Annotated in this window: 24 protein-coding genes; 7 read left to right on the forward strand and 17 right to left on the reverse strand. The window is 66.7% G+C overall.

What is annotated here, in order from left to right; translation table 11 throughout:
* Nucleotides 1-380: 380 nt before the first annotated feature.
* The 13 genes from GXN78_RS06545 to GXN78_RS06605 all read right to left on the reverse strand — a co-directional run bounded on the left by GXN78_RS06545 (nt 381) and on the right by GXN78_RS06605 (nt 11,320).
* The gene (locus tag GXN78_RS06545; RefSeq protein WP_106558639.1) at nt 381-1,868 is read right to left on the reverse strand and encodes a DegQ family serine endoprotease; all 1,488 of its coding nucleotides are present in this window, start codon (nt 1,866-1,868) and stop codon (nt 381-383) included.
* A 46-nt stretch (nt 1,869-1,914) separates the two neighbouring features.
* On the reverse strand, nt 1,915-2,982 hold the full coding sequence (locus tag GXN78_RS06550; RefSeq protein WP_106558638.1) for a MucB/RseB C-terminal domain-containing protein: 1,068 nt from the start codon (nt 2,980-2,982) through the stop codon (nt 1,915-1,917).
* Between the two features lie 23 nt (nt 2,983-3,005).
* A complete protein-coding gene (locus GXN78_RS06555) occupies nt 3,006-3,659 on the reverse strand; it encodes a sigma-E factor negative regulatory protein (protein ID WP_106558637.1) in 654 nt (217 codons plus the stop codon).
* 13 nt (nt 3,660-3,672) lie between these two features.
* On the reverse strand, nt 3,673-4,347 hold the full coding sequence (gene rpoE / locus GXN78_RS06560) for an RNA polymerase sigma factor RpoE (protein ID WP_106558636.1): 675 nt from the start codon (nt 4,345-4,347) through the stop codon (nt 3,673-3,675).
* Nucleotides 4,344-4,811 (reverse strand): hypothetical protein, encoded by a 468-nt coding sequence (locus GXN78_RS06565; RefSeq protein ID WP_239142626.1) that lies wholly within the window; start codon nt 4,809-4,811, stop codon nt 4,344-4,346. Before GXN78_RS06565 ends, rpoE begins: the two co-directional genes overlap by 4 nt.
* A gap of 31 nt (nt 4,812-4,842) precedes the next feature.
* Nucleotides 4,843-6,087: a beta-ketoacyl-ACP synthase II gene (gene fabF, locus GXN78_RS06570; protein ID WP_106558634.1), complete on the reverse strand. Its 1,245-nt coding sequence runs from the start codon at nt 6,085-6,087 to the stop codon at nt 4,843-4,845.
* A 93-nt stretch (nt 6,088-6,180) separates the two neighbouring features.
* Nucleotides 6,181-6,420, reverse strand: coding sequence for an acyl carrier protein (gene acpP / locus GXN78_RS06575; RefSeq protein ID WP_007830471.1), 240 nt, complete (start codon nt 6,418-6,420; stop codon nt 6,181-6,183).
* Between the two features lie 100 nt (nt 6,421-6,520).
* Nucleotides 6,521-7,264, reverse strand: coding sequence for a 3-oxoacyl-ACP reductase FabG (gene fabG, locus GXN78_RS06580; RefSeq protein ID WP_106558633.1), 744 nt, complete (start codon nt 7,262-7,264; stop codon nt 6,521-6,523).
* 27 nt (nt 7,265-7,291) lie between these two features.
* Nucleotides 7,292-8,245: an ACP S-malonyltransferase gene (gene fabD / locus GXN78_RS06585; protein ID WP_106558632.1), complete on the reverse strand. Its 954-nt coding sequence runs from the start codon at nt 8,243-8,245 to the stop codon at nt 7,292-7,294.
* Nucleotides 8,246-8,297: 52 nt separating this feature from the next.
* On the reverse strand, nt 8,298-9,275 hold the full coding sequence (locus GXN78_RS06590) for a beta-ketoacyl-ACP synthase III (protein ID WP_106558631.1): 978 nt from the start codon (nt 9,273-9,275) through the stop codon (nt 8,298-8,300).
* Nucleotides 9,275-10,366, reverse strand: coding sequence for a phosphate acyltransferase PlsX (gene plsX / locus GXN78_RS06595; RefSeq protein WP_106558630.1), 1,092 nt, complete (start codon nt 10,364-10,366; stop codon nt 9,275-9,277). Before plsX ends, GXN78_RS06590 begins: the two co-directional genes overlap by 1 nt.
* Before the next feature lie 62 nt (nt 10,367-10,428).
* A complete protein-coding gene (rpmF, locus tag GXN78_RS06600) occupies nt 10,429-10,611 on the reverse strand; it encodes a 50S ribosomal protein L32 (RefSeq protein ID WP_006297202.1) in 183 nt (60 codons plus the stop codon).
* A gap of 160 nt (nt 10,612-10,771) precedes the next feature.
* On the reverse strand, nt 10,772-11,320 hold the full coding sequence (locus GXN78_RS06605) for a YceD family protein (protein ID WP_106558629.1): 549 nt from the start codon (nt 11,318-11,320) through the stop codon (nt 10,772-10,774).
* A 38-nt stretch (nt 11,321-11,358) separates the two neighbouring features.
* On the opposite strand from GXN78_RS06605, the gene GXN78_RS06610 reads away from it, so the two are divergent.
* From GXN78_RS06610 to GXN78_RS06620, 3 genes are read left to right on the forward strand one after another with little or no spacing between them, the layout of a single operon-like run.
* Nucleotides 11,359-11,940: a Maf family nucleotide pyrophosphatase gene (locus GXN78_RS06610; RefSeq protein ID WP_106558628.1), complete on the forward strand. Its 582-nt coding sequence runs from the start codon at nt 11,359-11,361 to the stop codon at nt 11,938-11,940.
* On the forward strand, nt 11,937-12,698 hold the full coding sequence (locus GXN78_RS06615) for an SAM-dependent methyltransferase (RefSeq protein ID WP_106558627.1): 762 nt from the start codon (nt 11,937-11,939) through the stop codon (nt 12,696-12,698). The genes GXN78_RS06610 and GXN78_RS06615 overlap by 4 nt, the downstream gene beginning before the upstream one ends.
* A 2-nt stretch (nt 12,699-12,700) precedes the next feature.
* The gene (locus tag GXN78_RS06620; RefSeq protein ID WP_239142627.1) at nt 12,701-13,852 is read left to right on the forward strand and encodes an MFS transporter; all 1,152 of its coding nucleotides are present in this window, start codon (nt 12,701-12,703) and stop codon (nt 13,850-13,852) included.
* On the opposite strand, the gene GXN78_RS06625 is transcribed toward GXN78_RS06620, so the two are convergent.
* The 4 genes from GXN78_RS06625 to GXN78_RS06640 are packed head-to-tail and all read right to left on the reverse strand — an operon-like array spanning nt 13,853 to nt 16,966.
* Nucleotides 13,853-14,872, reverse strand: a complete 1,020-nt coding sequence (locus GXN78_RS06625) for a S49 family peptidase (protein WP_106558626.1) — start codon at nt 14,870-14,872, stop codon at nt 13,853-13,855.
* Between the two features lies 1 nt (nt 14,873).
* Nucleotides 14,874-15,239 (reverse strand): Rieske 2Fe-2S domain-containing protein, encoded by a 366-nt coding sequence (locus tag GXN78_RS06630; RefSeq protein WP_106558625.1) that lies wholly within the window; start codon nt 15,237-15,239, stop codon nt 14,874-14,876.
* 10 nt (nt 15,240-15,249) lie between these two features.
* On the reverse strand, nt 15,250-15,918 hold the full coding sequence (locus GXN78_RS06635) for an HAD-IIIA family hydrolase (protein ID WP_106558624.1): 669 nt from the start codon (nt 15,916-15,918) through the stop codon (nt 15,250-15,252).
* Nucleotides 15,911-16,966: an RluA family pseudouridine synthase gene (locus tag GXN78_RS06640; protein ID WP_106558623.1), complete on the reverse strand. Its 1,056-nt coding sequence runs from the start codon at nt 16,964-16,966 to the stop codon at nt 15,911-15,913. Before GXN78_RS06640 ends, GXN78_RS06635 begins: the two co-directional genes overlap by 8 nt.
* Nucleotides 16,967-17,505: 539 nt before the next feature.
* Here GXN78_RS06640 and GXN78_RS06645 point away from each other — a divergent pair.
* From GXN78_RS06645 to GXN78_RS06660, 4 genes are all read left to right on the forward strand, one after another.
* Nucleotides 17,506-20,484, forward strand: a complete 2,979-nt coding sequence (locus GXN78_RS06645; protein WP_106558622.1) for an Rne/Rng family ribonuclease — start codon at nt 17,506-17,508, stop codon at nt 20,482-20,484.
* Nucleotides 20,485-21,122: 638 nt separating this feature from the next.
* Entirely contained in the window at nt 21,123-21,764 is a 642-nt protein-coding gene (locus tag GXN78_RS06650; RefSeq protein WP_106558621.1) for a sugar transferase, read from the forward strand.
* A 2-nt stretch (nt 21,765-21,766) separates the two neighbouring features.
* On the forward strand, nt 21,767-23,191 hold the full coding sequence (locus GXN78_RS06655; protein ID WP_106558620.1) for a mannose-1-phosphate guanylyltransferase/mannose-6-phosphate isomerase: 1,425 nt from the start codon (nt 21,767-21,769) through the stop codon (nt 23,189-23,191).
* Nucleotides 23,192-23,252: 61 nt separating this feature from the next.
* The gene (locus GXN78_RS06660; protein ID WP_106558619.1) at nt 23,253-24,221 is read left to right on the forward strand and encodes a GDP-L-fucose synthase; all 969 of its coding nucleotides are present in this window, start codon (nt 23,253-23,255) and stop codon (nt 24,219-24,221) included.
* Nucleotides 24,222-24,229: the final 8 nt, after the last annotated feature.

Here is a 24,229-nt window from a genome sequence, read left to right on the forward strand (position 1 = left end):
GGGGGGCGCGTACAGCCGGGCCGGGGCCTCGGATCGGTCGTTGCAGGTCAGCAACATGGGACTTATGAACAACTTATCAACAGGATCGGTGGACCAGTTCCTTAACAACTTGTGGGCGATCTGTGGAGCATCGGTGGACGGCACGCGGGAATCTCGCATCGTGGAGAAGGCTTGCCGGCTTATGCGCCAGCCGCGGGCTGCGGGGGACCTATTCTACCGAAAACCGTCATTAGCCTCCTCAAAAGTTAGTGAACACCAACCAATTGAGGGCGCACGGAGCGCGAAAAAATTTTTGCTCCGGGTTGCGGGAACACCAAAAAGGGATCGAAAAAAGCCCCAAACCCGACTGCGGGATGGGGCCACTTGACGCGAGGCGCCGTTCAGCGTGCGGGGCGAATCAGGGCGTACTGCGCCCAGTCGCCACGGCGGAAAAGCACGCTGACGGGCTTGCTCTTGTCGGCCTTCACCAGCGCGGACTCGAACTCCTTGGCGTTGCCCACTTCCGTGTTGTTGACAGCCAGCACGATGTCGCCCTCGCGCAGGCCAGCGCGGGTCGCGGCGTCGGTAGCCGAATCGATCTTCACGCCGCCCTTGAGCTTGAGTTCCTTCTTCTGCACCGCGGTGAGGTCGCTGACGGTCAGGCCCAGCGATTTGGCGGCGGCCGAGGCCGATGGCTTGCTGGCCGGCTGCTCCTCGCGTTCTGACGTCTGCGTCGGCTTGTCGGGCTCGAACTCGGCGATCGTCACGGTCAAGTCGCGCGAATTGCCGCGACGAAACACGGTGACGGTGCTCTTGGTGCCGGGCTTGGTATTGCCCACGAGACGCGGAAGATCGCTGGGCTTCTCGATGGCCTTGCCATCGAAGCGCGTGATGATGTCGCCGGGCTCGACGCCGGCCTTCTCGCCCGGCGAGCCGGGCTCCACCCCGCGCACGAGCGCGCCCTGCGCCTTGCCGAGGCCGATGGATTCGGCGACGTCCTTCGTCACCTGGTCGATCTGCACGCCGATGCGCCCGCGCGACACGCGGCCGTTCGCGCGCAGTTGCTCGCTCACGCGAATCGCCTCGTCGATGGGGATGGAGAAGGAGATGCCCATGAAACCGCCCGAACGCGAATAGATCTGGCTGTTGATCCCGACCACCTCGCCGCGCATGTTGATCAGCGGTCCGCCGGAGTTGCCCGGATTGATGGCGACGTCGGTCTGGATGAAGGGCAGGTAGTCGCCGGTGTCGCGCTGCTTTGCGCTCACGATGCCGGCGGTCACGGTGTTCTCGAGGCCAAAAGGCGAGCCAATGGCCATCACCCACTCGCCAACGCGCAGCTTGGAAATGTCGCCGACCTTGACCGCAGGGAGCCCGGTTGCGTCGATCTTCACGACCGCAACGTCGGTGCGCTTGTCGGCGCCGATGATCTTGGCCTTGAATTCGCGCTTGTCGACCAATGTCACCAACACTTCGGAGGCGCCGTCGACCACGTGGGCGTTGGTCATCACGAAGCCATCGGTGGTCAGGATAAAGCCGGAACCCACACCGCGCGGGCGTGCCTCTTCCTGCGGCGCCTGAGGCCTGTTCGGGCGTGGCCCCTGCCGCGGGATGTTGGGCAAAGGCTGGCCGAAGAAGCGGCGGAAGAACTCCTGCATTTCCTCGTCCATCTCGCCGCTGCCACCGCGCTCGGCCACCTTCTCGACCGTGCGGATGTTGACCACGGACGGACCGACCTGATCCACCAGGTCGGTGAAGTCGGGCAGCACACGGGCCTGCGTCTGCGCACTGGCAGGTGTGGCCGGCAGCAGTGCGGCGCCGGAGGCGAGCATGAATGCGCCGGCCACGAGGAATGAGCGGATCCTGTTCCTCTCGGTTCTGAACATCATCGGCTTCCTTCGTTGGAGAAAACTACAAAAACATCGATATGGCGACTCAGCGTGCGCGCACAAGGCTTTGCGCAAACGCATCGAGCGTCTGCGGCGGAACCTCGCCGACGGCGGTCAGCCACCAATCGCCATCCTTGTCCGTCAAGCGGCGTGTCAGCGTGTAGGTCGCGCCGAGCGCGAGAAGGACTTCCCGGGGCTGGCGTTGTGCGTCGTAAGGCTCCACGAAGAGCGAGACGGTTGCCAGGCCATCCGAAAATATCCACTGCATCGTATGCCCTTGCCCGCCGCCCGCCGCGCCGCCCATCGCGCGCTTGTAGCAGCTGACCGGGTTGAAGCCGGCGATCGGGGTACGCAGGGACCAGCCCTCCTTGACCGGCGTGGTGCGCTGGAGCTCGGATTTCTCCACCTTGTAGCCCGCCGTGCTGCTCATCATCTGCGCCAGGACCTGCGCTTTGACCGGCGCATCGAGCTGGAGTTCGGAGAACGCGGACTGTTCGATCACGCGGTTATCGCCATCGAGGGTCTGCAACTTCACCACGAGGCCAGAGCGCCGCTCGCTCCAGACGCGGTAGCCGAAGCGCAGGCCGTCCCGCGGCTCCAGCTGCACCACGTCGGCATCGAAGCCCGCGACGCGATCCTTGCCCACGACACGCGCACCGTAGTAGTTGCCGATGGCGGAGTCGGGTGCGCCGAGCAGGTTCGGGAACAGTTCGAGGTTTTCGCGCTTCTCGCTCTTGACGATCTTCGTCTCGGGCAGAAAGGTCATCACGTGATCGTTGCGCCTGAAGGTCGAGCGCGGCGGCCCGGACAGCACCTCGACGCGCTCGAGCTGAAGGTCACCTTCGCAGACGTGCCAGATGCGGGCGCTCGACAAGTTCCCGCCGGCAGCCGAAACGACAAAGGTCCCCGCATAGGAACGCTGGCGGGACGCGGCATGCATGCGCTGCAGCCAATCGACCACGCTCAGCGCCGGTGCCTCGCCGCCCGACGCACTGATCAGCCCCTTCGCGGACGGCGAGGGCGCGCGGCTCTGGGCCACGACCGCCTGCGCCATGCAGAGCGCAGCAACGAGAATCACCGCACCACGCGCGGACATCGGCATCGATACAGTCATTGCGGACGTTTGCAAACGAACGATCAGCGGGCCGGCCCGTCGAAGGTCGCATTGCGCAAGAAGCCGGAAGGCATCTGCGAAGCGCCGCCCGCCTGCTGGTGCGCTTCAAGCAGCTGGTCCAGGCGCGGATCGCGCAGCATGACCTGCGGATTGCCATTTCCCACCACGACCCGCATCGGCGCCAGCACGACAGCGGCCTGCGGCGAGGACCCGCTGGCGGCGAGCACCGAACCGGAGACCTGTTGTTGCTGCTGCTGCTGCTGCTGCGCCAGTTGCGCCGCAGGCTGAGGACCGGCGCCTCCGACCCAGTTCCAGCCGATGGCCGCTGCAGCCGCCAGCGATGCCGCACCGGCCACGAGTTTCCACCGGAACACCGGCTCGTTGGCCGCCTCGGCACGACGCAGCACGGGCATCGCCGCTGCATCCGGGGCGAGCGCCGGAGCGGAGGGCTCGGCTGCCAGCCGCTGCTGGAGCCGAGAGAGAAACTGCGAACTGTCGCTGCAGGCGCTATGGACGCCGGAACGCAAGACATCCCCGACCACATGGTAGGCATGCCAGGTCGCACGCAACTCCTCGCTGCTGCAGACCTTGTCGATCACCTGAGCGAACTCTTCGTCCCGCAGATGCCCATCGGCGAGTGCGGAAACCTGCTCATGGACTGTGGTTGTGTGCTTCATCTCATTCACCTGCTTACCAACGCTTGCCGGACTGGTTGTCCAGCAACGGTTTAACCCTGGCCGAAATGGCTTCGCGCGCCCGGAAGATCCGCGACCGAACCGTGCCGATCGGACAATTCATGACCTCGGCGATCTCTTCGTAGCTCATGCCTTCGATCTCGCGCAGCGTGACCGCCTGCCTCAGCTCAGCGGGCAGGGCTTCCATCGCGGCGTCGACGGCGGCCGCGATCTCGTTCGCGGCCATCACGGATTCGGGCGTCTCGTCGCTCGTTGGTTCGTTTCCGGGCCGGTAAGTTTCATCCTCGTCCTCGGAAGACGAACGCAGCGTGCTCTCGGTCACGGTCGGATCGCGCTTCATGTCCACCAGGGCCTTCTTGGCGGTATTGACGGCGATCCGGTAGAGCCAGGTGTAGAACTGCGCCTCGCCCCTGAACTGGTGCAGGGCACGGTAGGCGCGAATGAAGGTCTCCTGGGCGATGTCCTCGACGAGGTTGACATCGCGGACCATGCGGCCGATGAGCCGCTCGATCCGGCGCTGGTACTTGATGACCAGCAGCTCGAAGGCCTTCTGGTCACCCGCGACCGTGCGCTGGACCAGCAGAAGGTCGACCTCTCCGGGCCTCGGCGCAGCGGCAGATGCGTCGGTCAAGCCGGTGTCGGGCGGCACGGGCGGTGGAGAGGCGGTCATGAAAGAGGATGTTGCGCGCTGGCGGGCGCGGACCGGGGGTCGGTCAAGGCCTGGCCGGCCGGAACGGGGCGCGAATATACCCCACGGCGCAAGTCCTGCCAGCGCTGCGGCAGGGCGCGCCGCTCCAGCCAGACCCATCGGGCAGCATGCCGAGGCTCGGCCAGGCGAACCAGCAGCCACGACTGGCCATCCAGGGCCACCCTCGCGTCGGCCCCGTGCAACCCGGCCGCGCCGGGGATCGACCAGCGCAGGCCATCGAAATTCAGTAACGAGAACGGGCCGCGGCGCAGCGAACTCGCCCAGGCCGCCCCGCCCGCGCCGAGGACGCTCACCACCAGGAGGCCGAAGCGCCAGTCAGCCTTGTCGAGCCGAAGGCACGCCGCAGCCACGCAGCAGGCGCCGCAGATCCAAAGGAGGAGCAAAAACCGGCCGGCGATGCGCGACCGCCCCACCGGATAACTCACCGACGGGGCGCCGTGCATGGATACGGGGAATTCAAGCGCGCTTGAACACCAGCGTGCCGTTGGTGCCGCCGAACCCGAAGTTGTTCTTGACTGCGACGTCGATCTTGAGATCGCGCGCCTCATTGGCGCAGTAATCGAGATCGCACTCCGGGTCCTGATTGAAGATGTTGATCGTCGGCGGGCTCTTCTGATGGTGAACCGCCAGCACCGTGAACACCGATTCGATGCCCCCGGCGCCGCCCAGCAGATGGCCTGTCATCGACTTTGTCGAGTTCACCACCAGCTTCCCGGCCTGCTCGCCGAAGGCCTTCTTGATCGCATTGGTCTCGTTGAGGTCGCCCAGCGGCGTCGAGGTGCCATGCGCGTTCAGGTACTGCACCTGGTCGGGATTGACGCCGGCGTTGTTCAGCGCCGCCACCATCGAGCGACTCGGTCCGTCGACGTCCGGCGCGGTCATGTGGAAGGCATCGGCGCTCATGCCGAAGCCGGCGACTTCGGCGTAGATCTTGGCGCCGCGCGCCTTGGCCCGCTCGTATTCCTCGAGCACCAGCACGCCGGCACCCTCGCCCAGCACGAACCCGTCGCGGTCGCGGTCCCAGGGGCGCGAGGCCGTGGCCGGGTCGTCGTTGCGGGTGGACAGCGCGCGCGCAGCAGCGAAACCGCCGATGCCGAGCGGCGAAACCGTGGACTCGGCACCGCCCGCGATCATCACATCGGCATCGCCGTACTCGATCATTCGAGCGGAGGTGCCGATGGCATGCAAGCCGGTGGTGCAGGCCGTGACGATCGCGATGTTCGGCCCCTTGAAGCCGTACTTGATCGACACGTGGCCGGAGATCATGTTGATGATCGACGCCGGCACGAAGAAGGGAGAGACGCGGCGCGGGCCCCGGTTGGTCAGCTCGGCATGCGTTGCCTCGATCATGGGGAGCCCCCCGATGCCCGAGCCGATATTGCAGCCGATGCGAACGGCATCTTCCTGCGCCAGCGCATCGCCGGTCGGCAGGCCGCTGTCCTGCACCGCCTGCATCGCGGCAGCCAAGCCGAGATGGATGAAGCGGTCCATGTGGCGCGCTTCCTTCTCGGCGATGTACTGGGTGATGTCGAATCCCTTCACCTCGCCCGCGAACCTGCACGCGAGCGCGCTCGCGTCAAAGCTGGTGACGCTGTCGATGCCCGACTTTCCGGCAAGCAGATTGGCCCAGGACTCGGCAACGGTGTTTCCGACAGGGGCAATGCAACCGAGTCCGGTCACGACGACGCGGCGTTTGGTCATGCCGGCAAACCTTTCTGGAACCACTGAGACCGCGGGGCGGCTTGCGCCATCATGGCGGCCGCGAACCGATGCGGGAACCCAGTGTGGCCGATATCAGGCCTTTTGATTCTTGGTGGCGTAGTCGACGGCGTTCTGGACGGTCGTGATCTTCTCGGCGTCTTCGTCGGGGATCTCGATGCCGAATTCGTCTTCGAGTGCCATCACCAGTTCGACCGTGTCGAGCGAGTCCGCACCGAGATCGGCGACAAAAGCCTTTTCGTTGGTGACCTGGGACTCTTCAACGCCGAGTTGTTCGGCAATGATTTTCTTGACACGTGCTTCGATATCGCTCATTTGGTTCCCTCTGAGGGTTGTAGGTAATCGATGATTTTAGCCGGCCGGATTGTGGCATCCGGGTCCGGATCGGCGGGGCAAAAGATTTGCGCCCCTGCTTTCACATATGCATGCCGCCATTGACATGCAACTCCTGCCCGGTCACATAGGCCGCCTGCGGCGATGCCAGGTAGGCAACGGCATGCGCGATGTCGGCCGGCTTGCCGAGGTGGCCAAGCGGAATCTGCGCCAGCAGTGCCTGCTGCTGGGCTTCGGGCAGATTGGCGGTCATGTCGGTCTCGATGAAGCCGGGTGCCACGCAGTTGACCGTGATGTTGCGGCTGCCGAGCTCGCGTGCAAGGGCACGGGTCATGCCCGCGACGCCGGCCTTGGCGGCGGCGTAGTTGGCCTGGCCTGCATTGCCCGACGCACCGACAACGCTGGTGATGCTGATGATGCGGCCGTAGCGCTGCTTCATCATCGGGCGGATCGCCGCGCGCGAGAGTCGGAAGACGGCCTTGAGATTGGTGTCGAGCACGGCGTCCCAGTCCTCATCCTTGAGACGCATGGCCAGCATGTCGCGCGTGATGCCCGCGTTGTTGACCAGCACGTGGATCGCACCATAGGCCTTGACGATCTGGTCGATCAATGCCTCGACCGCCGGCCCGTCGTTCACATCGAGCGCCAGGCCTCGCCCGCCGTGCGCTCCGAGCGCAGCAGTGATCCTGTTGGCGCCCTCCTCGGTGGTGCCGGTGCCGATGACCTGAAGGCCGCGTTGCGCCAGTTCGAGCGCGATCGCCGCCCCGATGCCGCGCGAGGCGCCGGTGACCAAGGCAACCTGGCCTTCGAATTTGGGAATGCTCATAGGAGGTGGATGTTCGAAGCCCGACGCTCAGGCGCCGAGCAATTGCTGGGATTCCGCGCGCGTCGCCGGGTCGAACACCGAGGCCGCGAAGAGTTCGGGCGAAATGCGCTTGGCCATGCCGGCGAGCACCTTGCCGGGACCGCATTCGACAATGACTTCCACGCCGCGCGCCTTCAAGGCCAGCACGCTCTCGACCCAGCGCACAGGACCCGCCGCCTGGCGCACCAGCGCATCGCGGATCCGATCGGCATCGGTTTCCACCGCAACGTCGATGTTGTTGAGGATAGGAATCTGCGGCGCAGCGAAGCTCACCGACGCGAGGCGCTCGCGCAAGGCTTCGGCTGCCGGCCGCATCAGGCTCGAGTGGAAGGGTGCCGACACCGGCAAGGGCAGCGCACGCTTGGCGCCCTGTGCCTTGAGCACTTCACAAGCCTTGTCGACCGCAGCCTTGCTGCCCGCGATCACCGTCTGCATCGGATCGTTGAAGTTCACGGCCTCGACGACCTCGGCACTGCCGGGGCCGAAGCCGGCCGTCACCTCGGCGCAGCCTGCCTTCACCTTTTCCGCGTCCATGCCCAGGACCGCCGCCATCGCACCCACGCCCACCGGCACGGCCTGCTGCATCGCCTGGGCGCGAAAGCGCACCAGCGGCGCGGCCTGCGCCAGCGTCAGCACACCGGAAGCGACGAGCGCGGAGTACTCGCCCAGCGAATGGCCGGCGACCAGCGCCGGCTTGGAACCGCCCTCGGCCAGCCAGGCACGCCAGGCAGCGACGCCGGCGACCAGCATCACGGGTTGCGTATTGGTGGTGAGGGCCAGCGCTTCCTTCGGGCCTTCGTGGATCAGGCGCGCGACATCCTCGTCCAGCGCATCGGACGCTTCGCGCAGCGTCTCGGCCACGGCCGGGTGATCACCCCAGGCGTCGAGCATGCCGACCGCCTGCGAGCCCTGGCCCGGAAATACGAAAGCGAAGGATTTCATTGTTGTGTCTCCGTTGCGCGCCCCGCCGCCCACGGGGCGGCGCGTCGTCGCACTACATAGTCAATAGCACCGCGCCCCAGGTGAAGCCGCCGCCTACGCCTTCGAGCATGACTGTGTCGCCCCTCTTCACCTTGCCCGAGCGCACCGCCTCGTCCAATGCCAGCGGGATGGAGGCGGCGGACGTATTGCCATGCTCGTTGACGGTTACGACCAGCTTGTCGAGCGGGACCTTCAGCTTGCGAGCCGTGCCTTCCATGATGCGGATGTTGGCCTGATGCGGGATCAGCCAGTCGATGTCCGCATCGGTCTTGCCGGCCTTCTGCAGGCAGGCACGCGCCGCCTCTTCCAGCACGCGGACGGCCAGCTTGAACACGGCCTGCCCATCCATATGGAGCAGCGGCGTGCCGAGCACATCACCGCCCGAGACATGGCCTGGGACGCACAGAATGCCGACGTGCTTGCCGTCGGCATGCAGATCGCTGGCCAGGATGCCGGGCTCGGCACTGGCCTCGAGCACCACCGCGCCGGCGCCATCGCCGAACAGCACGCAGGTGGTGCGGTCGTTGAAATCGAGGATGCGCGAGAACACTTCCGCGCCGATGACCAGCGCGCACTTGGCGCTGCCCGTGCGGATCATCGCGTCCGCCACGGTCAATGCATAGACGAAGCCGCTGCACACCGCCTGCACATCGAAGGCAGGACAGCCGGCTATGCCCAGTTTGTTTTGAAGAATGGCGGCCGACGAGGGAAACACCATGTCGGGCGTGGAGGTCGCCACGATGATGAGGTCGACCTCACCGGCGCTGCGGCCCGCGGCCTCCAGCGCCTGCTTGGCAGCCTGCAGTCCCAGATCGCTGCTCGCCACCTCGGGCGCCGCGAAATGGCGCGCGCGAATGCCGGTTCGCTCGACGATCCACTGATCGGACGTCTCGATGCCACGCGCCGCGAGATCGCGGGCGAGGTCGTCATTGGTCACTCGACGCGGCGGCAGGTAACTGCCGGTGCCGGTGATGCGAGAAAAAGGAGTCATCAAACGTGGAGTGCCGCCGTGTCGACCGGCGTCGCCGGCTCTTGCCGCGCGAGCAGTGGCGCGGCGTGGGCGATGCGGGCCCGCACACGATCGAGCAGGTTGTTGCGAGCGGCATCATAAGCGCGATCGAGCGCGTGACCGAAAGCCACGTCGTCAGCAGAACCGTGGCTCTTGAACACCAGTCCGCGGAGCCCCAGCAGGGCAGCACCGTTGTACCGCCGGTGGTCCAATCGGCGTTTGAGCGCCTTTAGGACCGGATACGACACGATCGCGGCAAATTTGCTGAAAATGTTGCTCGAATACTCGATGCGAAGGAAATCGACGATCATCGATGCCACCCCTTCGGTTGCCTTCAAGGTGACATTGCCGACGAAGCCGTCACAGACGACGATGTCCGTCGTGCCCTTGAAAATGTCGTTGCCCTCCACGTTGCCGTAGAAATTCAGATCGTCGGAGCTTGCTGCTTTTCGGAGCAGTTGACTGGCCTTCTTAATTGTTTCACTGCCCTTGATCGCCTCTTCGCCGACATTGAGCAAGCCGACCGACGGTGACTCGTTCCCCGTCAGCGCGGAGACCAGTGCGGAGCCCAGCACCGCAAACTGCAGCAAGTCCTCTGCGTCGCAGTCCACATTGGCACCCAGATCGAGCACCGTGGTCGCGCCGCCCTTGCTATTGGGAAGTTGGGGGGCGATGGCCGGCCGATCGATCCCTTCGAGCGTCTTGAGCAAATAGCGCGCAATGGCCATGAGGGCGCCGGTGTTGCCGGCCGAGACCGCCGCCTGAGCGGCGCCGTCCTTCACCTGCTGGATCGCAACCCGCATCGACGAGTCTTTTTTCTTCCGCAGCGCGACCTCGATCGGGTCGTCCATGCCGACCACTTCGCTGGCCGCAATCACCTGGGCACGCGGATGCGAAAAGCCAGCCATCGCAGCCGGCGCCCCCACCAAGAGCAGCGAAGCCTCGGCGTGGCGCTCGAGAAAAGCCCGACAGGCCGCGAGCGTGACGCGCGGCCCATGGTCCCCCCCCATGCAATCGACGGCCAGCGTGATCGCGGAGGATGCAGAAACAGTGGATTCGGAAGGCGTAGCCATCAAAACAAAGGCCCGACGCTACGGCAAAAGTAGCTTCGGGCCTTCAGCCTTGAAAAAGCGGATCAGGCTTCTGACTTTGTCTTGAGCACCTTGCGGCCGCGGTAGAAGCCGTTCGGGCTGATGTGATGGCGCAGATGCGTCTCGCCGGTGGTCGGCTCGACAGCCAAGCCCGGCGTACCCAATGCGTTGTGGGAACGATGCATGCCGCGCTTGGACGGCGACTTTTTGTTTTGCTGGACAGCCATGCTGGCTCCTGAAAGTGTTCGGGTGAGTGGGCGGGCACGCGCTCGACCGGAAGTCCTGACGGCCCCTGCCGTTCATTGGCCCCATGCAAAGGGCGGCGCGCGCGAAGCCCATGATTATAGCCCCATTCGGGCACTGGACGCCAGTTTGGCAATTCCAAGCCTATTTCTGCTTGTCCGAGCGCAGCGTGCCGAGCACGGCGAACGGGTTGGGGCGAGCGGCCTCGGCGGCTTCGAAATCGGGATCCGCCGCCGACAGCTTCACCGGCTCCGGGCAATGTTCGTGTCGCGGGGTGACGGGGATTTCCATCAGCAGTTCGTCCTCGATCAAGGCGTGCAGGTCGAAATCACGGCTGGCGACGAGCACATCTTCCTCGGATTCCTCGTCTTCGGCGGCTGCCGTGTCCTCATCCGCGACGAATCGGAACCAGCGATCGACCTGCAGTTCGATATCTACCGGCGTCATGCAGCGTTGGCAAATCAGCGGCACCGTGGTCGACGCGGTCAGATGAAGCCAGGGAACCGGGCTTCCCGCCTCACCGTCGTGTTCGGCGCCAACGGCCTCCCACTGCACGCGCGCATGGGCCGCCGGGCCGGCCAGCTCGGCGCTCAGGCGCGGATAAGCCTGAAGAGGCTCAGCGCCCGAAAGCGCCCCGGCCGCCTCGGCGAAGCGGCCCACGTCGAGCCTGCCAGGGGTAAATTCTCTGCTCATTGGCGCCAGTCTAAACCGCTCACGCACAATCATGGGCCATGCAACGCCCCGTGATACTTGCTTCGACCTCGCGCTACCGCCGTGAGCTCCTCGGCCGCCTTCGGCTGCCCTTCGACGTTCAACCGCCCGAGGTCGACGAAACACCGTTGCCGGGCGAGTCGCCGCGCGCCCTGGCCGAAAGGCTGGCCCTCGAAAAGGCGATGGCGGTGGCCCGCCGCTTTCCCGAGGCAGTGGTGATCGGCTCCGACCAGGTGGCCGACCTGGCGGGCGAACCGCTCGGCAAGCCCGGCGACCATGCCCGCGCGACCGCCCAGCTGCGGCGCATGCGCGGCCAGACGCTTGTGTTTCAGACCGCCGTCGCCGTGGTCTGCCAGGCCAACAGCTTCTCGCAGCGCGAGCTCGCGCCCGTGCGGGTCGTGTTCCGCAACTACAGCGATGCGGCCATCGAAAGCTATCTGCTCGCGGAGCAGCCCTACGACTGCGCTGGCAGCGCCAAAAGCGAAGGCCTCGGCATCGCGCTGCTGGATGCCATCGACAGCGACGATCCCACGGCCCTGGTGGGCCTGCCGCTGATCCGCACCGCCAACATGCTGCGCGCGGCCGGAGTCGATCTCCTGTGAGCCGAGGCAAGCTCTATCTGGTTCCGGCGCCGCTGGATTTCGGATGCGACACGCAGGCCCCGTTGCAGGAGGTGATGCCCCTGGGCACGCTGCAGGCCGCTGCGGGCCTCACCCACTGGATCTGCGAGAACGCAAAGTCGGCCCGCGCCTTTCTCAAGCGCATCGATGGCGTGGTGCCGCTAGCCGCGCCGCTGCAGGCGCAGCAGATCCATGAGCTGCCGCGCGAGGTCCACAAGAAGGGCGATCACCACGCGGGCCAGTTCGATGCGCGGCCGCTGCTCGCCGCGGCGCTGGCCGGCACCGACATCGGGCTGCTCAGCGAGGCCGGCATGCCTGCCGTCGCCGACCCCGGCTCCTCCGTGGTGCGCGCCGCCCATGAGCTGGGCATCGCGGTGATGCCCCTCACCGGGCCGGTGTCGCTGCTGCTCGCACTCGCGGCCAGCGGACTCAACGGCCAGAATTTCGCCTTCGTCGGCTACCTCCCGCAGGACGCCGAGGCGCGCACGCAGCGCATCCGCGAACTCGAATCGCTCGCGCTGCGCACCGGCCAGACCCAGCTCTTCATCGAAACACCCTACCGCAATGCGGCCCTGCTCCAAGCCTTGATGCAGACCCTCCAGCACAACACCCGCCTCGCTGTGGCTCGCGGGCTCACGCTCGCGAGCGCCGACATCCGCAGCGAGACGGTCAAGGCCTGGCGCGCCAGGCCGCCGGGTACCGACGACCGCATGCCCGCCGTATTCGCGATCGGACGCTAGCCATGTCCGCCACCGTGATGCAGCTGTCCGCGCGCATGCGCTGGGCCGCGCGTACCCAGTTCTTCGCCTCGGGCTTCATCTTCGCGACCTGGGGCGTCCATATCCCCACGGTGAAGGCGCACTACGGCGTCACCGAGGCGGAGCTCGGCCTGGCCATGCTCGCGGCCGGCGTGGGCGCCCTGCTGGGCTTGACGCAGGCGAGCCGCTGGATCGGGCGCTACGGCGCGCGGGCGACGGCCGGGCTTTGCGGCGCGGTCTACGCGCTGCTGCTCGCCGGCTTGCTGGTCATGCCGGGCTACGCCGCACTGCTGGGACTGCTGGCGGCCTTCGGCATCGTCACCAGCGTGTTCGACGTGGCGATCAACACGGAAGCCGCAGAACTCGAACTGCGCAACGGCCATCCGCTCATGAGCGGGATGCACGGCATGTTCAGCCTGGGCGGCATGGCCGGGGCCGTGACCGGCAGCGCGGCACTGGCTGCGGGCATGGCACCGCAGTCACACCTGACGCTCGTCGCGGTGGCGATGGCCCTCGCGATCGTGCTTTCCGCCCAATGGATGCTGCCCAGGGAAGCCACCGCTTTCGCCGTCGGCAACGAAGGCTTCCGGCTGCCCCGCGGCGCACTCGTCATCCTCGGCGTGCTGGCAGCCCTCGGACTGATCGCCGAGGGCGCGATCTACGACTGGAGCGTGCTCTACCTCAAGCAGGAACTGGGCAGCCCGCAGCAGCAGGCCGCCCTCGCCTACGCCAGCTTCTCGGCTGCGATGGCCGCAACACGCTTCGGCGGCGACGCGATGCGGGCGCGCTTCGCGCCGGCCGACCTGCTGCGCAGCAGCGCCTTGCTGGCAGCGGCGTCCATGACGCTGGTCCTGTTGACCGATGCGCCCTGGCTCGCGCTGGCCGGGTTCGCCGGCGTGGGGGTCGGATTCGCCAACGTGGTGCCCATCCTTTTCGCTGCCTCGGCGCGCGTGCCGTGCGTCGAGCCGGCACGCGGCATCGCCGCAGTTTCGGCAGCGGCCTACCTGGGTTTCATGGCGGGGCCGCCAGTGATCGGCTTCCTCGCCGAGGTCAGTTCCCTGACCGCGGCGCTCTATGTCGTGGTGGCCTTCGCCGTGGCGCTCGCGGCGTCGGCGCGCTGGTCCGACCCGGCCTGATCAGCGCAGTGCCGGCACGCTGCGCACCGCACGCACCGAGGCATCGCCCAGCGCCGCGCCGAACTTCTTGGCCAGCTTCTCGGCCACGTTGTCGCGGCGGGTGTAGTCGATGACTTCCTCGGCCTTGATGACCTCACGCGCGACGAAGTCGACATTGCCGAGCTGATCGGCCAGCCCCAGCTCCACCGCCTGCTGGCCGCTCCAGAACAGGCCGCTGAACAAGCCCGGCGTGCCGGTCTTGAGCCGATCGCCCCGGCCCTTCTTGACCACGTCGATGAACTGCGCGTGGATCTGCTCGAGCATCTGCTGCGCATGCGCGCGCTGGGCGTCGCTCATCGGGCTGAAGGGATCCAGGAAGCCCTTGTTCTCGCCGGCCGTCAGCAGCCTGCGCTCGACGCCGACCTTCTCCATCAGCCCGGTAAAGCCGAAGCCGTCCATCAGCACGCCGATGCTGCCGACGATGCTGGCCTTGTCGACAAAGACCTTGTCGGTCGCCGCGGCGATGTAATAGGCAGCGGAGGCGCAGGTCTCCTCGACCACCGCATACACCGGCTTGTTGTGCTTGGCCCGCAGACGGCGGATCTCGTCATTGATGATGCCCGCCTGCACCGGGCTTCCGCCGGGCGAATTGATCAGCAGCACGACGCCCTTGGCGCCTTCATCCTCGAAAGCGGTCTTCATCGCCGCCACCACGAACTCCGCGCTCGCATCGGCGCCGTTGGCGATCTCGCCCTTGATCTCGACGACCGCCGTGTGCGCGGTGGTCTTGGCGGTGGTTGGCGTGCCCTTCGAGACGGCGAGCCAGACCAGGAAGATGAAGAAGGCCAGCCAGCTCAGCCGCACGAAGGTCTTCCAGCGGCGTGCGGCCTGCTGCTCGCGCAGGCTGGCGAAGGCGAGCTTCTCGAGCGTCGCGCGCTCCCAGCCGGGTTGCTGGGTCGGATCGTTCCTCGAGCTGCGCGCCGGGGCGGCGCGCTCGAATGGCTCGAAACCCTCGGGTTCCGTGCGGTGGGGGTCGGTCATGTCAGAAAGCCAGGGGTTGGAGGTTCCAGGCAGTATGCCAGTGCACCACGCCGTCCCGTTCGCTCAAAGCGATCTTCACGAGCCCCCCGCGGCAGGGGCCGCCGGCACATTCGCCGGTGTCCGGCTTGTAGACCGCCCCATGGGTCGCGCAGAGCAGCCATTGCCCGCTGTCGTCGAAGAAGCGATCCGGCTGGAAGTCCAGCTCCATCGCCACGTGGCTGCAGCGGTTCAGGTAGGCATGTACCTGGCCTTCAAAGCGGATCGCGAAGGCTCGACAGGTCTGGCCGCCGAGCACCACATCAAAGGGCACGGCGCGGCCGCCCTCGACCAGGTCGGCAGCATTGCACAGGGGAATGCTTTCGCTCATCCCACGATTTTCATGCGTTCTCGAGAAGCCACTGCGTCAGACCGGACACCGAATGCGCCACGTACAGCGGCTGCAGGGGGTCGAAGGTCTCGTGCTCGTGCGCGCCGTAGCTCACGCCCACGCGCGCGCAGCCGGCATTGATCGCCAGTTGCAGGTCGTGGGTGGTGTCGCCGATCATCAGCGTGCGCTCGGCCGGCACCTCCATCTCCTCCATCAGCTCCAGCAACATCCGCGGATGCGGCTTGCCGAAGGTCTCGTCCGCCGTGCGCGAGGCGTCGAAGCGCTCGCGCAGCGCGACGGTGGCCAGCGCCTCGTCCAGTCCGCGCCGCGACTTGCCGGTGGCCACCGCCAGCTTGTGGCCTCGCGCATGGAGGGCGTCGAGCATCGGCAGGACGCCGTCGAACAGCACGAGGTCGTCCTGGTGCTTAAGATAGTGATAGCGATAGCGCGCCCCGAGCTCGGCGTATTTCTCGCGCGGCACATCGGGCGCGGCGCGGGCCAACGCCTCGGCCAGGCCCAGGCCGATCACCCAGGCGGCGTCGTTCTCGCTCGGCTTGGCGCCGCCGACGTCGACCACCGCGGCCTGGATGCAGCGCACGATGAGGCGGGTGGAGTCATAGAGGGTGCCGTCCCAATCGAAGGCGATCAGGTCGAAGCGGCGGCGGCGGATGTCAGTCATGGGCAAGGGAAGGAGCGGGAACGGCTAGCGCGTCGAGCGCCGGCCGCGGAATCAGCGCCCGCAGCTCGGGCGGCAGCTCGGCCTGCAGCGCCATGCGCTCGCCGCTCGCGGGGTGGGTGAACTGGAGGCGCCAGGCATGCAGGAACATGCGCTTGAGGCCGAGCTTCTGCAACGCGCGGTTGCGCTCGAAGTCGCCGTACTTGTCATCGCCGGCGATCGCATGGCCGCCGGATGCGAGGTGGACGCGGATCTGGTGCGTGCGGCCGGTCTTGATAGTGACGGCGAGCAGCGAAAAGGCTGCCGGCTCGATCGGCAGCGAGACGCGCGCCAGCACCTTCACCAGCGTCACGGCACGCATGGCGTCCGGGTGGTCCTTGGCCACGACGCGCACGCGCCGCTCCCCCGGCTCCGTCGAACCTGGCTTGCCCGGCAGCAGGTAGCGCGCGAGCGGTGCGTCGAGCACTTTCTTGTTGGCAGGCCAGTCGCCCTCGACCAGCGCCAGGTAGGTCTTGCCGGTCTCGCGCTCGCGGAACTGGTCCTGCAGGCCGGTCAGCGCACTGCGCTTCTTGGCGACCAGCAGGATGCCCGAGGTCTCCCGATCCAGCCGGTGCACGAGTTCCAGGAATCGCGCCGCGGGCCGCGCGGTGCGCAGCTGCTCGATCACGCCGGAGCTCACGCCGCTGCCGCCATGGACGGCCACGCCGGCCGGCTTGTCGAGCGCGAGCAGCGCGTCATCCTCATACAACAAGGGAAATTCGCGGGCCGGCGCGGGCGACGGGCTGCCCTCCCCCTCGGTCCGGACGGCCATCCGCAGCGGCGGCAGCCGCAGCACGTCACCCGCCTCCAGACGGGTTTCGGCCTGCGCCCGGCCCTTGTTGATGCGCACTTCGCCCGACCGGATGATCCGATAGACATGGGTCTTGGGAACGCCCTTGAGCTCTCTGAACAGGAAGTTGTCGAGCCTTTGACCCGCGAATTCCTCGTCGACCGTCAGAAAGCGAACTTCTGCTGCCGCGGGGCTCGGCTTCGCACCTATAATGTTTTTCACCAGCGCGGTCTTGTAAGTGCTTGATTAATCAGAAGTTTAGAGCACTGCCGGCAGCGCTGCGAGGTCGATGCCGCTTGGGCGTTGAATCTGCAGGCTACGCGCAAGAGTGCAAAGCGGCAGGCGCCACGTTCAAGTCAAGCCGACGCCCACGAAACACCGATACGGAATACCAGCCGGCAGGCGACAAGCTGCCGGCGGATCGAAGCGAGTCCCTTGTGTTGATGCTGCTGATTCAACTTTGCCTGCGCTGGCTGATGCCGGTGCCCTCCGGCGTTGAGTCATCGGTAGCGCCTGTCTCCACCGCGCCAGTTGCCATCGAAAACATGGCAAGTCAACATCACATCGGGCTCGCGCCCATCCACGCGCCCCCACCCTTGCTGCGATTGAGCTGACGCTCAGTCCAGGTTGCGCGCGCTCGCGCGCCGACCGGCAGCCGGGGTCAAGCGGCAATTCCTCCTTCGTTTCGCGAAGCGTCGTCCGTGCATCGTGGGTCCGTCATGGACCGGTGAGAACGACAGACACGACAAAGGAAACGCATCATGAAGCGGATGCTGATCAACGCCACGCAGGCAGAAGAACGCCGCCTGGCCATCGTCGACGGGCAGAAGCTCCTCGACTACGAGATCGAGATCGAAGGGCGCGAGCAGCGCAAGGGCAACATCTACAAGGCGGTCGTGACGCGCGTCGAGCCGTCGCTGGAGGCCTGCTTCGTCGACTACGGCGAGGACCGGCACGGCTTCCTCCCGTTCAAGGAAATCTCCAAGCAATATTTCGCCGAAGGCGTGTCGGCCAGCCAGGCCCGCATCCAGGACGCGATCAAGGAAGGCCAGGAACTGGTGGTCCAGGTCGAGAAGGAAGAGCGGGGCAACAAGGGCGCGGCCCTGACCACCTTCATCTCGCTGGCCGGCCGCTACGTGGTGCTGATGCCCAACAACCCGCGCGGCGGCGGCGTCAGCCGGCGCATTGAGGGCGACGACCGCGCCGAGCTCAAGGAGGCGATGGATCAGCTCGAGTACCCCAAGGGCATGAGCATCATCGCGCGCACCGCGGGCATCGGCCGCTCGGCGCCCGAGCTGCAGTGGGACCTGAACTACCTGCTCAAGCTGTGGGCCGCGATCGACGGCGCCGCCAAGGGCGGCAAGGGCGCCTTCCTGATCTACCAGGAGTCGTCGCTGGTGATCCGAGCAATCCGCGATTACTTCAACCACGACATCGGCGACATCCTGATCGACACCGACGACATCTACGATCAGGCGCAGCAGTTCATGGCGCACGTGATGCCGGAACATGCACAGCGCGTGAAGCGCTACCGCGATGACGCCGCGTTGTTCAGCCGCTTCCAGATCGAGCACCAGATCGAGTCGGCCTATGCACGCACGGTGCAGTTGCCCAGCGGCGGTGCGATCGTGATCGACCACACCGAAGCGCTGGTCTCGGTCGACGTGAATTCGGCGCGCGCCATCAAGGGCGGCGACATCGAGGAGACGGCCACGCGCACCAACCTCGAGGCGGCCGACGAAGTGGCACGCCAGATGCGCCTGCGCGACCTGGGCGGCCTGATCGTCATCGACTTCATCGACATGGACGAGTCGAAGAACCGCCGCGAAGTCGAAAGCCGCCTGCGCGACGCGCTGCGCCAGGACCGCGCGCGCGTGCAGTTCGGCTCGATCAGCAAGTTCGGCTTGATGGAGATGAGCCGCCAGCGTCTCAAGCCTGCCCTCTCCGAAGGCTCTTCGATCCCCTGCCCCCGCTGCGGCGGCTCGGGCCACATCCGCGACACCGAATCGAGTGCGCTGCAGATCCTGCGCATCATTCAGGAAGAGTCGATGAAGGACAACACGGCCGCCGTGCACGTGCAGGTGCCAGTCGAAGTCGCCTCCTTCCTGCTCAACGAGAAGCGCCCCGAAATCGCCAAGATCGAGCTCAAGCAGCGCGTCACCGTGCTGATGGTCCCCAACAAGACGCTGGAGACACCCAACTACAAGCTGGAGCGCCTGAAGCACGACGATCCGCGCCTCGACCACATCGAGGCCAGCTACAAGATGGCCGACGAGATCGAGGACCCGACCTCGGTCACACGGCGCTCGCAGGAGCCCACCAACCGTCAGACGCCGGTGATCAAGGGCGTGCTGCCCGATGCGCCGGCACCAGTGGTGCCGCCCAAGCCCGAAGCGGCACACCCGCCAGTGGCGGCGCCCGCGCCCGTCGCGCCGCGGCCCGCTGCGGCCCCGGAACCGGCCGAGGCCGGCTTCTTCGGCTTTATCAAGCGCCTGTTCGGCGCGACGCCGCCGGCGCCCGCGCCGGCACCGGCGGTCATTCCCGTCGAAGCGCCCAAGCCGCGCCGTGAAGGCGGCCGCGGCGGTCGCGACGGCGAAACGCGCACCGCGCGCGAAGGCGAACAGCGCCGCGGCGGACGCGGCGAAGGCCGGGGCGGCCGCGATGGCGACCGCCGAGGTGGACGTCCTGGCGAGCGTCGTGAGGGCGGCGAGCGTCGCGAGGGCGAGCGTCGCGAAGGACGCGAAACGCGCGGCGAAGCGCGCAACGACGCACAGATCCGCGAGCCGCGGGAACCGCGCGAGGCACGCGCACCGCGCGACGGTGAGCGCCGCGGCCGTGGCGAGCGGCGCGACAACGAGCAGCCGCGCCAGACGCCGGCCGACACCGAGGTCCAACTCGACGCGCAAGCGCTTGCACCGAACGGCATCGCGGGCGACGAGGGCACGGCCCCGGCAGAACGTGCGCCGCGCGGACGCGGCGAGCGCCGTGAGCGCGGCGAACGCAACGTCGACGCCGTGCGCGAGGCCGGCAGCGATGCCGCCCAGCCGGATGCCGAGCGCGGCGCCCGCAGCGGCCGCGAAGAGCGCGCCCCCCGCGGCGAACGCGGCGAAGGGCGGCGTGAACGTCGCGGCGAAGGAGCGCCACGCACGACCGAAACCTCCACGGAAGAAGCACCCCTGGCTGCCGAGAGCGCCGCGGATGCGGCAAACGGGGAAGGCGCGCCGCGCCGCGACGGCGATGAGCGCCGCGGCCGTTCGCGTGACCGCTATGGCCGCGACCGTCGCGAACGCGCCCCGCGCGCTGAAGAAGCCGAGGCTGGCAGCGCTGCGGCGCTGCCGCTCGAAGCAGGCGACGCGAACGGCTCCGCGGAGCCCGATGCGCTGCCCAGGGCGCGTGCCGAGCGGCCCACGGCGCCGCCCTCCGCTCCCATCGTCGTCGAGGCACCGGCGCCGCGCTCCCGTGCGCTGCCGAAGGTCCAGGCCTACGACCTGCCGCTGGATGAACTCGCCCAGATCGCCGTGGGCTCCGGCCTGCAATGGGTGAACTCGAACGCGGAGCGCGTGGCCGAGGTCCGCGCAGCGATCGCGGCGGAACTCCGGCCGGTCCGCGTGCCGCGCGAAAGGCCGCCGGCCATCGTGCTCGACGAAGGTCCGCTGATCCTGGTCGAAACGCGTCGCGACCTCGGCAACATGGTGCTGCCGTTCGAAGAGCCTGCGCGCGAGGTCGGCGTGCCTCAGTAAGACCCTGCGCAGGAGGCGAGCCGCCTCCGTTTCCCTCTCGGCACACGCCGAGAGCGGCCCTCAAGAAGGCCGCGCCAGAACTGGCGCGGCCTTCTTGCTTTGTTGCGTTGAAAGGCCCGGGTGCCGGTTGAGCCCGCGGTTCACACCCACCGGGGAGGTGCATTTGCAGGCGTTGTCCTACATGCGCCGGTGTAATTCTTTCAGGCTCACCGCGGCACAGTCCATGCATGCTGCACCGCAACAGCAAGAAACCGGTTAACTAAGTCACGAAACGCTGAATCGGCGTTTGTAAACAACAGGCAAACGTCAATGCGCGTTAACATGTTGTCATACAAAAGAACTACACTCTGCTTCGAAATGCTGCATCGCATCAAAATAGTGATGAAGCTCTCGACAGAGGGTGGAGATTACACCGTTTGGTGAGCGATGTACGTCTTTTGTTCACAAGACAAACGGCTCGTCTTGTGTTCAAATTCTTGCGAATAGTAGTAAAGCGTTACACTGCCACGCTAAGAGAGCTTGAGGCAGTAAACACCCGTCACCGGGGGAGTATTTCAATGTTTCGTTCCGACTCAACCGCACATGGCAACGTGGTTCGACGCTACACCCCCGGGGGCGGCGGCCCCTCCGCGTCCCCCATGTACGTGCAACCGCGCAAGCTCAGCACGCTGGAGCGCGCAGCGAAGCGCACGATCGACATCGTGGGCGCGCTGACCTTCTTCATTCTCTTCGGCCCGCTCTATCTGCTGGTGGCGCTCTGCGTCGGCATCAGCATGGGGCGTCCCGTGCACTTCTGGCAGCACCGCCTCGGGGCCAGCGGACAGCGCTTCCGCTTCTACAAGTTCCGCTCGATGGTGCGCAACTCCGAACATGTGCTCGACGAGTTCCTGAGCCGCAACGACATGGCGCGCACCGAATGGGACACCTTCCAGAAGTTGGAGAAGGATCCGCGCATCACGCCGATCGGCGTATTCATCCGCAAGCTGAGCCTGGACGAACTGCCGCAGTTCTGGAATGTGCTCAAGGGCGACATGAGCCTGGTGGGCCCGCGCCCCTGCATGGAGCGTCAGCGCAGCCTCTACGGCAAAGGCTGGGAGCACTACTGCGCGATGCGCCCCGGCATCACCGGCCTGTGGCAGGTCAGCGGCCGCAACAGGCTGTCATACGCCCGGCGCGTCGAGCTCGACGTCGAATACGTCAGCAACTGGTCGCTCTGGCTGGACATCAAGATCCTGCTGAAGACGGTGCGCACCGTGATCACCGGCGACGGGTCGAGGTAAGCATGATTCGTCCGATCGTCCTTTGCGGCGGCAGCGGCACGCGCCTCTGGCCGCTGTCGCGCAAGACGCTGCCCAAGCAATTCGTCCCGCTGATCGACAACAAGAACCTGCTGGTGCTCACGCTGGAACGCCTGCGGCTGCTGAACCCCGAGGTGACCTGCGTCGCCGCGGAGGAGCACCGCTTCCTGGTGCAGGAAAGCATCGAGGCCGCCGATGTGCGCGGCCAGCAGTTGCTCGAGCCCGTGGCGCGCAACACGGCCGCGGCCATGGCCGCGGTCGCCCTCCTGTCAGAGCCCGACCAGCTGCTGCTGTTCGCGCCGGCCGACCATCACATTCCGGATGCGGAGCGCTTCGTCGCGACGATCCGCAAAGGCGTACCCGCCGCCCTCGCCGGCCATCTCGTGACCTTCGGCGTCGAGCCCAGTTTTCCGAGCACGGCCTATGGCTACATCCGCCAGGGCGAGCCGCTCACGGCCTCGCTCGGCGAGGACGCCGGCCATATGGTGGCCGCCTTCGTGGAGAAGCCCGCCGCCGCGCACGCCGAGCAGCTGCTGCTGGCAGGCGGCCATCTCTGGAACGCCGGGATCCTGCTGGTGCAGGCCCGGGTGCTGATCGCAGCACTGGAGCAGCACGCACCCGACATCCTGCAAAGCTGCCGCGAAGCGACCGCTTCCGTCGAAGGCGACGGCGACTTCCTTCGCATGGACGCCACCGCCTTCGGTCGCTGCCGCAGCCAGAGCATCGACTACGCGGTGCTCGAAAAATGCGAGAAGGTCGCCGTGCTCCCCTTCCAGGGCCGCTGGAGCGATGTCGGCAGCTGGAATGCCGTCGCCGACCTGCACGAGGCGGACGAGCACGGCAACCGGATCAGCGGCCAGGGCTTCGCTATGGGTGCCACCAACACCTTCGTCTACGCGCCCAACCGCCCCGTCGTGGCGCTGGGCACCAAGGACCTGCTGGTGGTGGACACGCCGGACGCATTGCTGGTCGCCCACGCGGAGTTCGCCGAACAGGTGAAGGACGCGGTCGCACTGCTGACCACCCAAGGCCACAGCCAGGCCACGCGCCACCGCCGCATCCCGCGCCCCTGGGGGGCCTATGACAGCGTCGACGATGGCGATCGTTTCGCCGTCAAGCGGCTCACGGTCAAGCCCGGGGCTCGCCTGGCGCTGCGCATGCACCACCATCGTGCGGAGCACTGGGTGGTCGTGAAGGGCACGGCCCGGGTGTTGTGCAATGGCGAGGCCTGCCTGGTCAAGGAAGACGAGTCGATCTACATTCCCGTGGGCGCGAAGTACCGGCTGGAGAATGCGGGCAAGACCGTGCTCGAAGTGATCGAAATCCAGACCGGCGGCTACCTCGGCGAGGACGACATCGTCCGCTTCGAGGACGCGGCAGTCGGCGCGATCGTCAAGAAGCTGGCCTGAGCGCGTTTTGTCTCCGAAGGTTCCGGTCTCTCTCCCATCCTGCGCGGAAAGTCGATATTTCATGAGCCAGTTTCAGAAGCGGATTTTCGTGGCGGGGCACCGCGGCATGGTCGGCAGCGCGATCGTGCGCTGCCTGGTCGACCAGGGCTACAGCAACATCATCTGCCGAAGCCATTCCGAACTGGACCTGACGGACCAGGCGCAGGTCCGCGCCTTCTTCGCCGAGGAGAAGCCGCAGGAGGTGTATGTCGCCGCTGCGAAGGTGGGCGGCATCCATGCCAACAACAGCTATCCGGCCGAGTTCATCTACTCAAACCTGATGGTCGAGGCGAACGTGATCCACGAGGCCTGGCGCACCGGCGTGAGCAGGCTGCTCTTCCTGGGCTCGAGCTGCATCTACCCCCGGCTCGCGGCGCAGCCGATGGCCGAGGACGCGTTGCTGACCGGCAAGCTGGAGCCGACCAACGAGCCCTACGCGATCGCCAAGATCGCCGGCATCAAGCTGTGCGAGAGCTACAACCGCCAGTACGACTGCGACTTCCGCAGCGTGATGCCCACCAACCTCTATGGCCCGGGCGACAACTACCACCCGGAGAACAGCCATGTGCTGCCGGCGATGATCCGGCGCTTCCACGAAGCCAAGCTCGCCGATGCACCCGCCGTGGTCATCTGGGGCACCGGCTCGCCCAAGCGGGAGTTCCTCTACGTCGACGACATGGCCCGCGCCTGCGTGCACGTGATGGACCTGTCGCGCGAAGCCTACGCGGCCCATACCGAAGTCACGACCAGCCACATCAACGTCGGCACCGGCGAGGACCTGTCGATCGCGGAACTCGCCAGCCTGGTGAGCGACGTGGTGGGCTACCAGGGCGAGATCCGCTACGACACCAGCAAGCCCGACGGCACGCCGCGCAAGCTGCTCGACATCTCGCGCATCCGCGAGCTTGGCTGGAAGCCCGAGACAAGTCTGCGCGAAGGCGTGGCACGCGCCTACGAGGACTTCCGCAGCGAAGAACTCGTTCCTTCCTGAGGAGTCGG

The organism is Variovorax sp. WS11 (assembly GCF_010499245.1).
In the GTDB taxonomy this organism is placed as follows: Bacteria; Pseudomonadota; Gammaproteobacteria; order Burkholderiales; family Burkholderiaceae_C; genus Variovorax.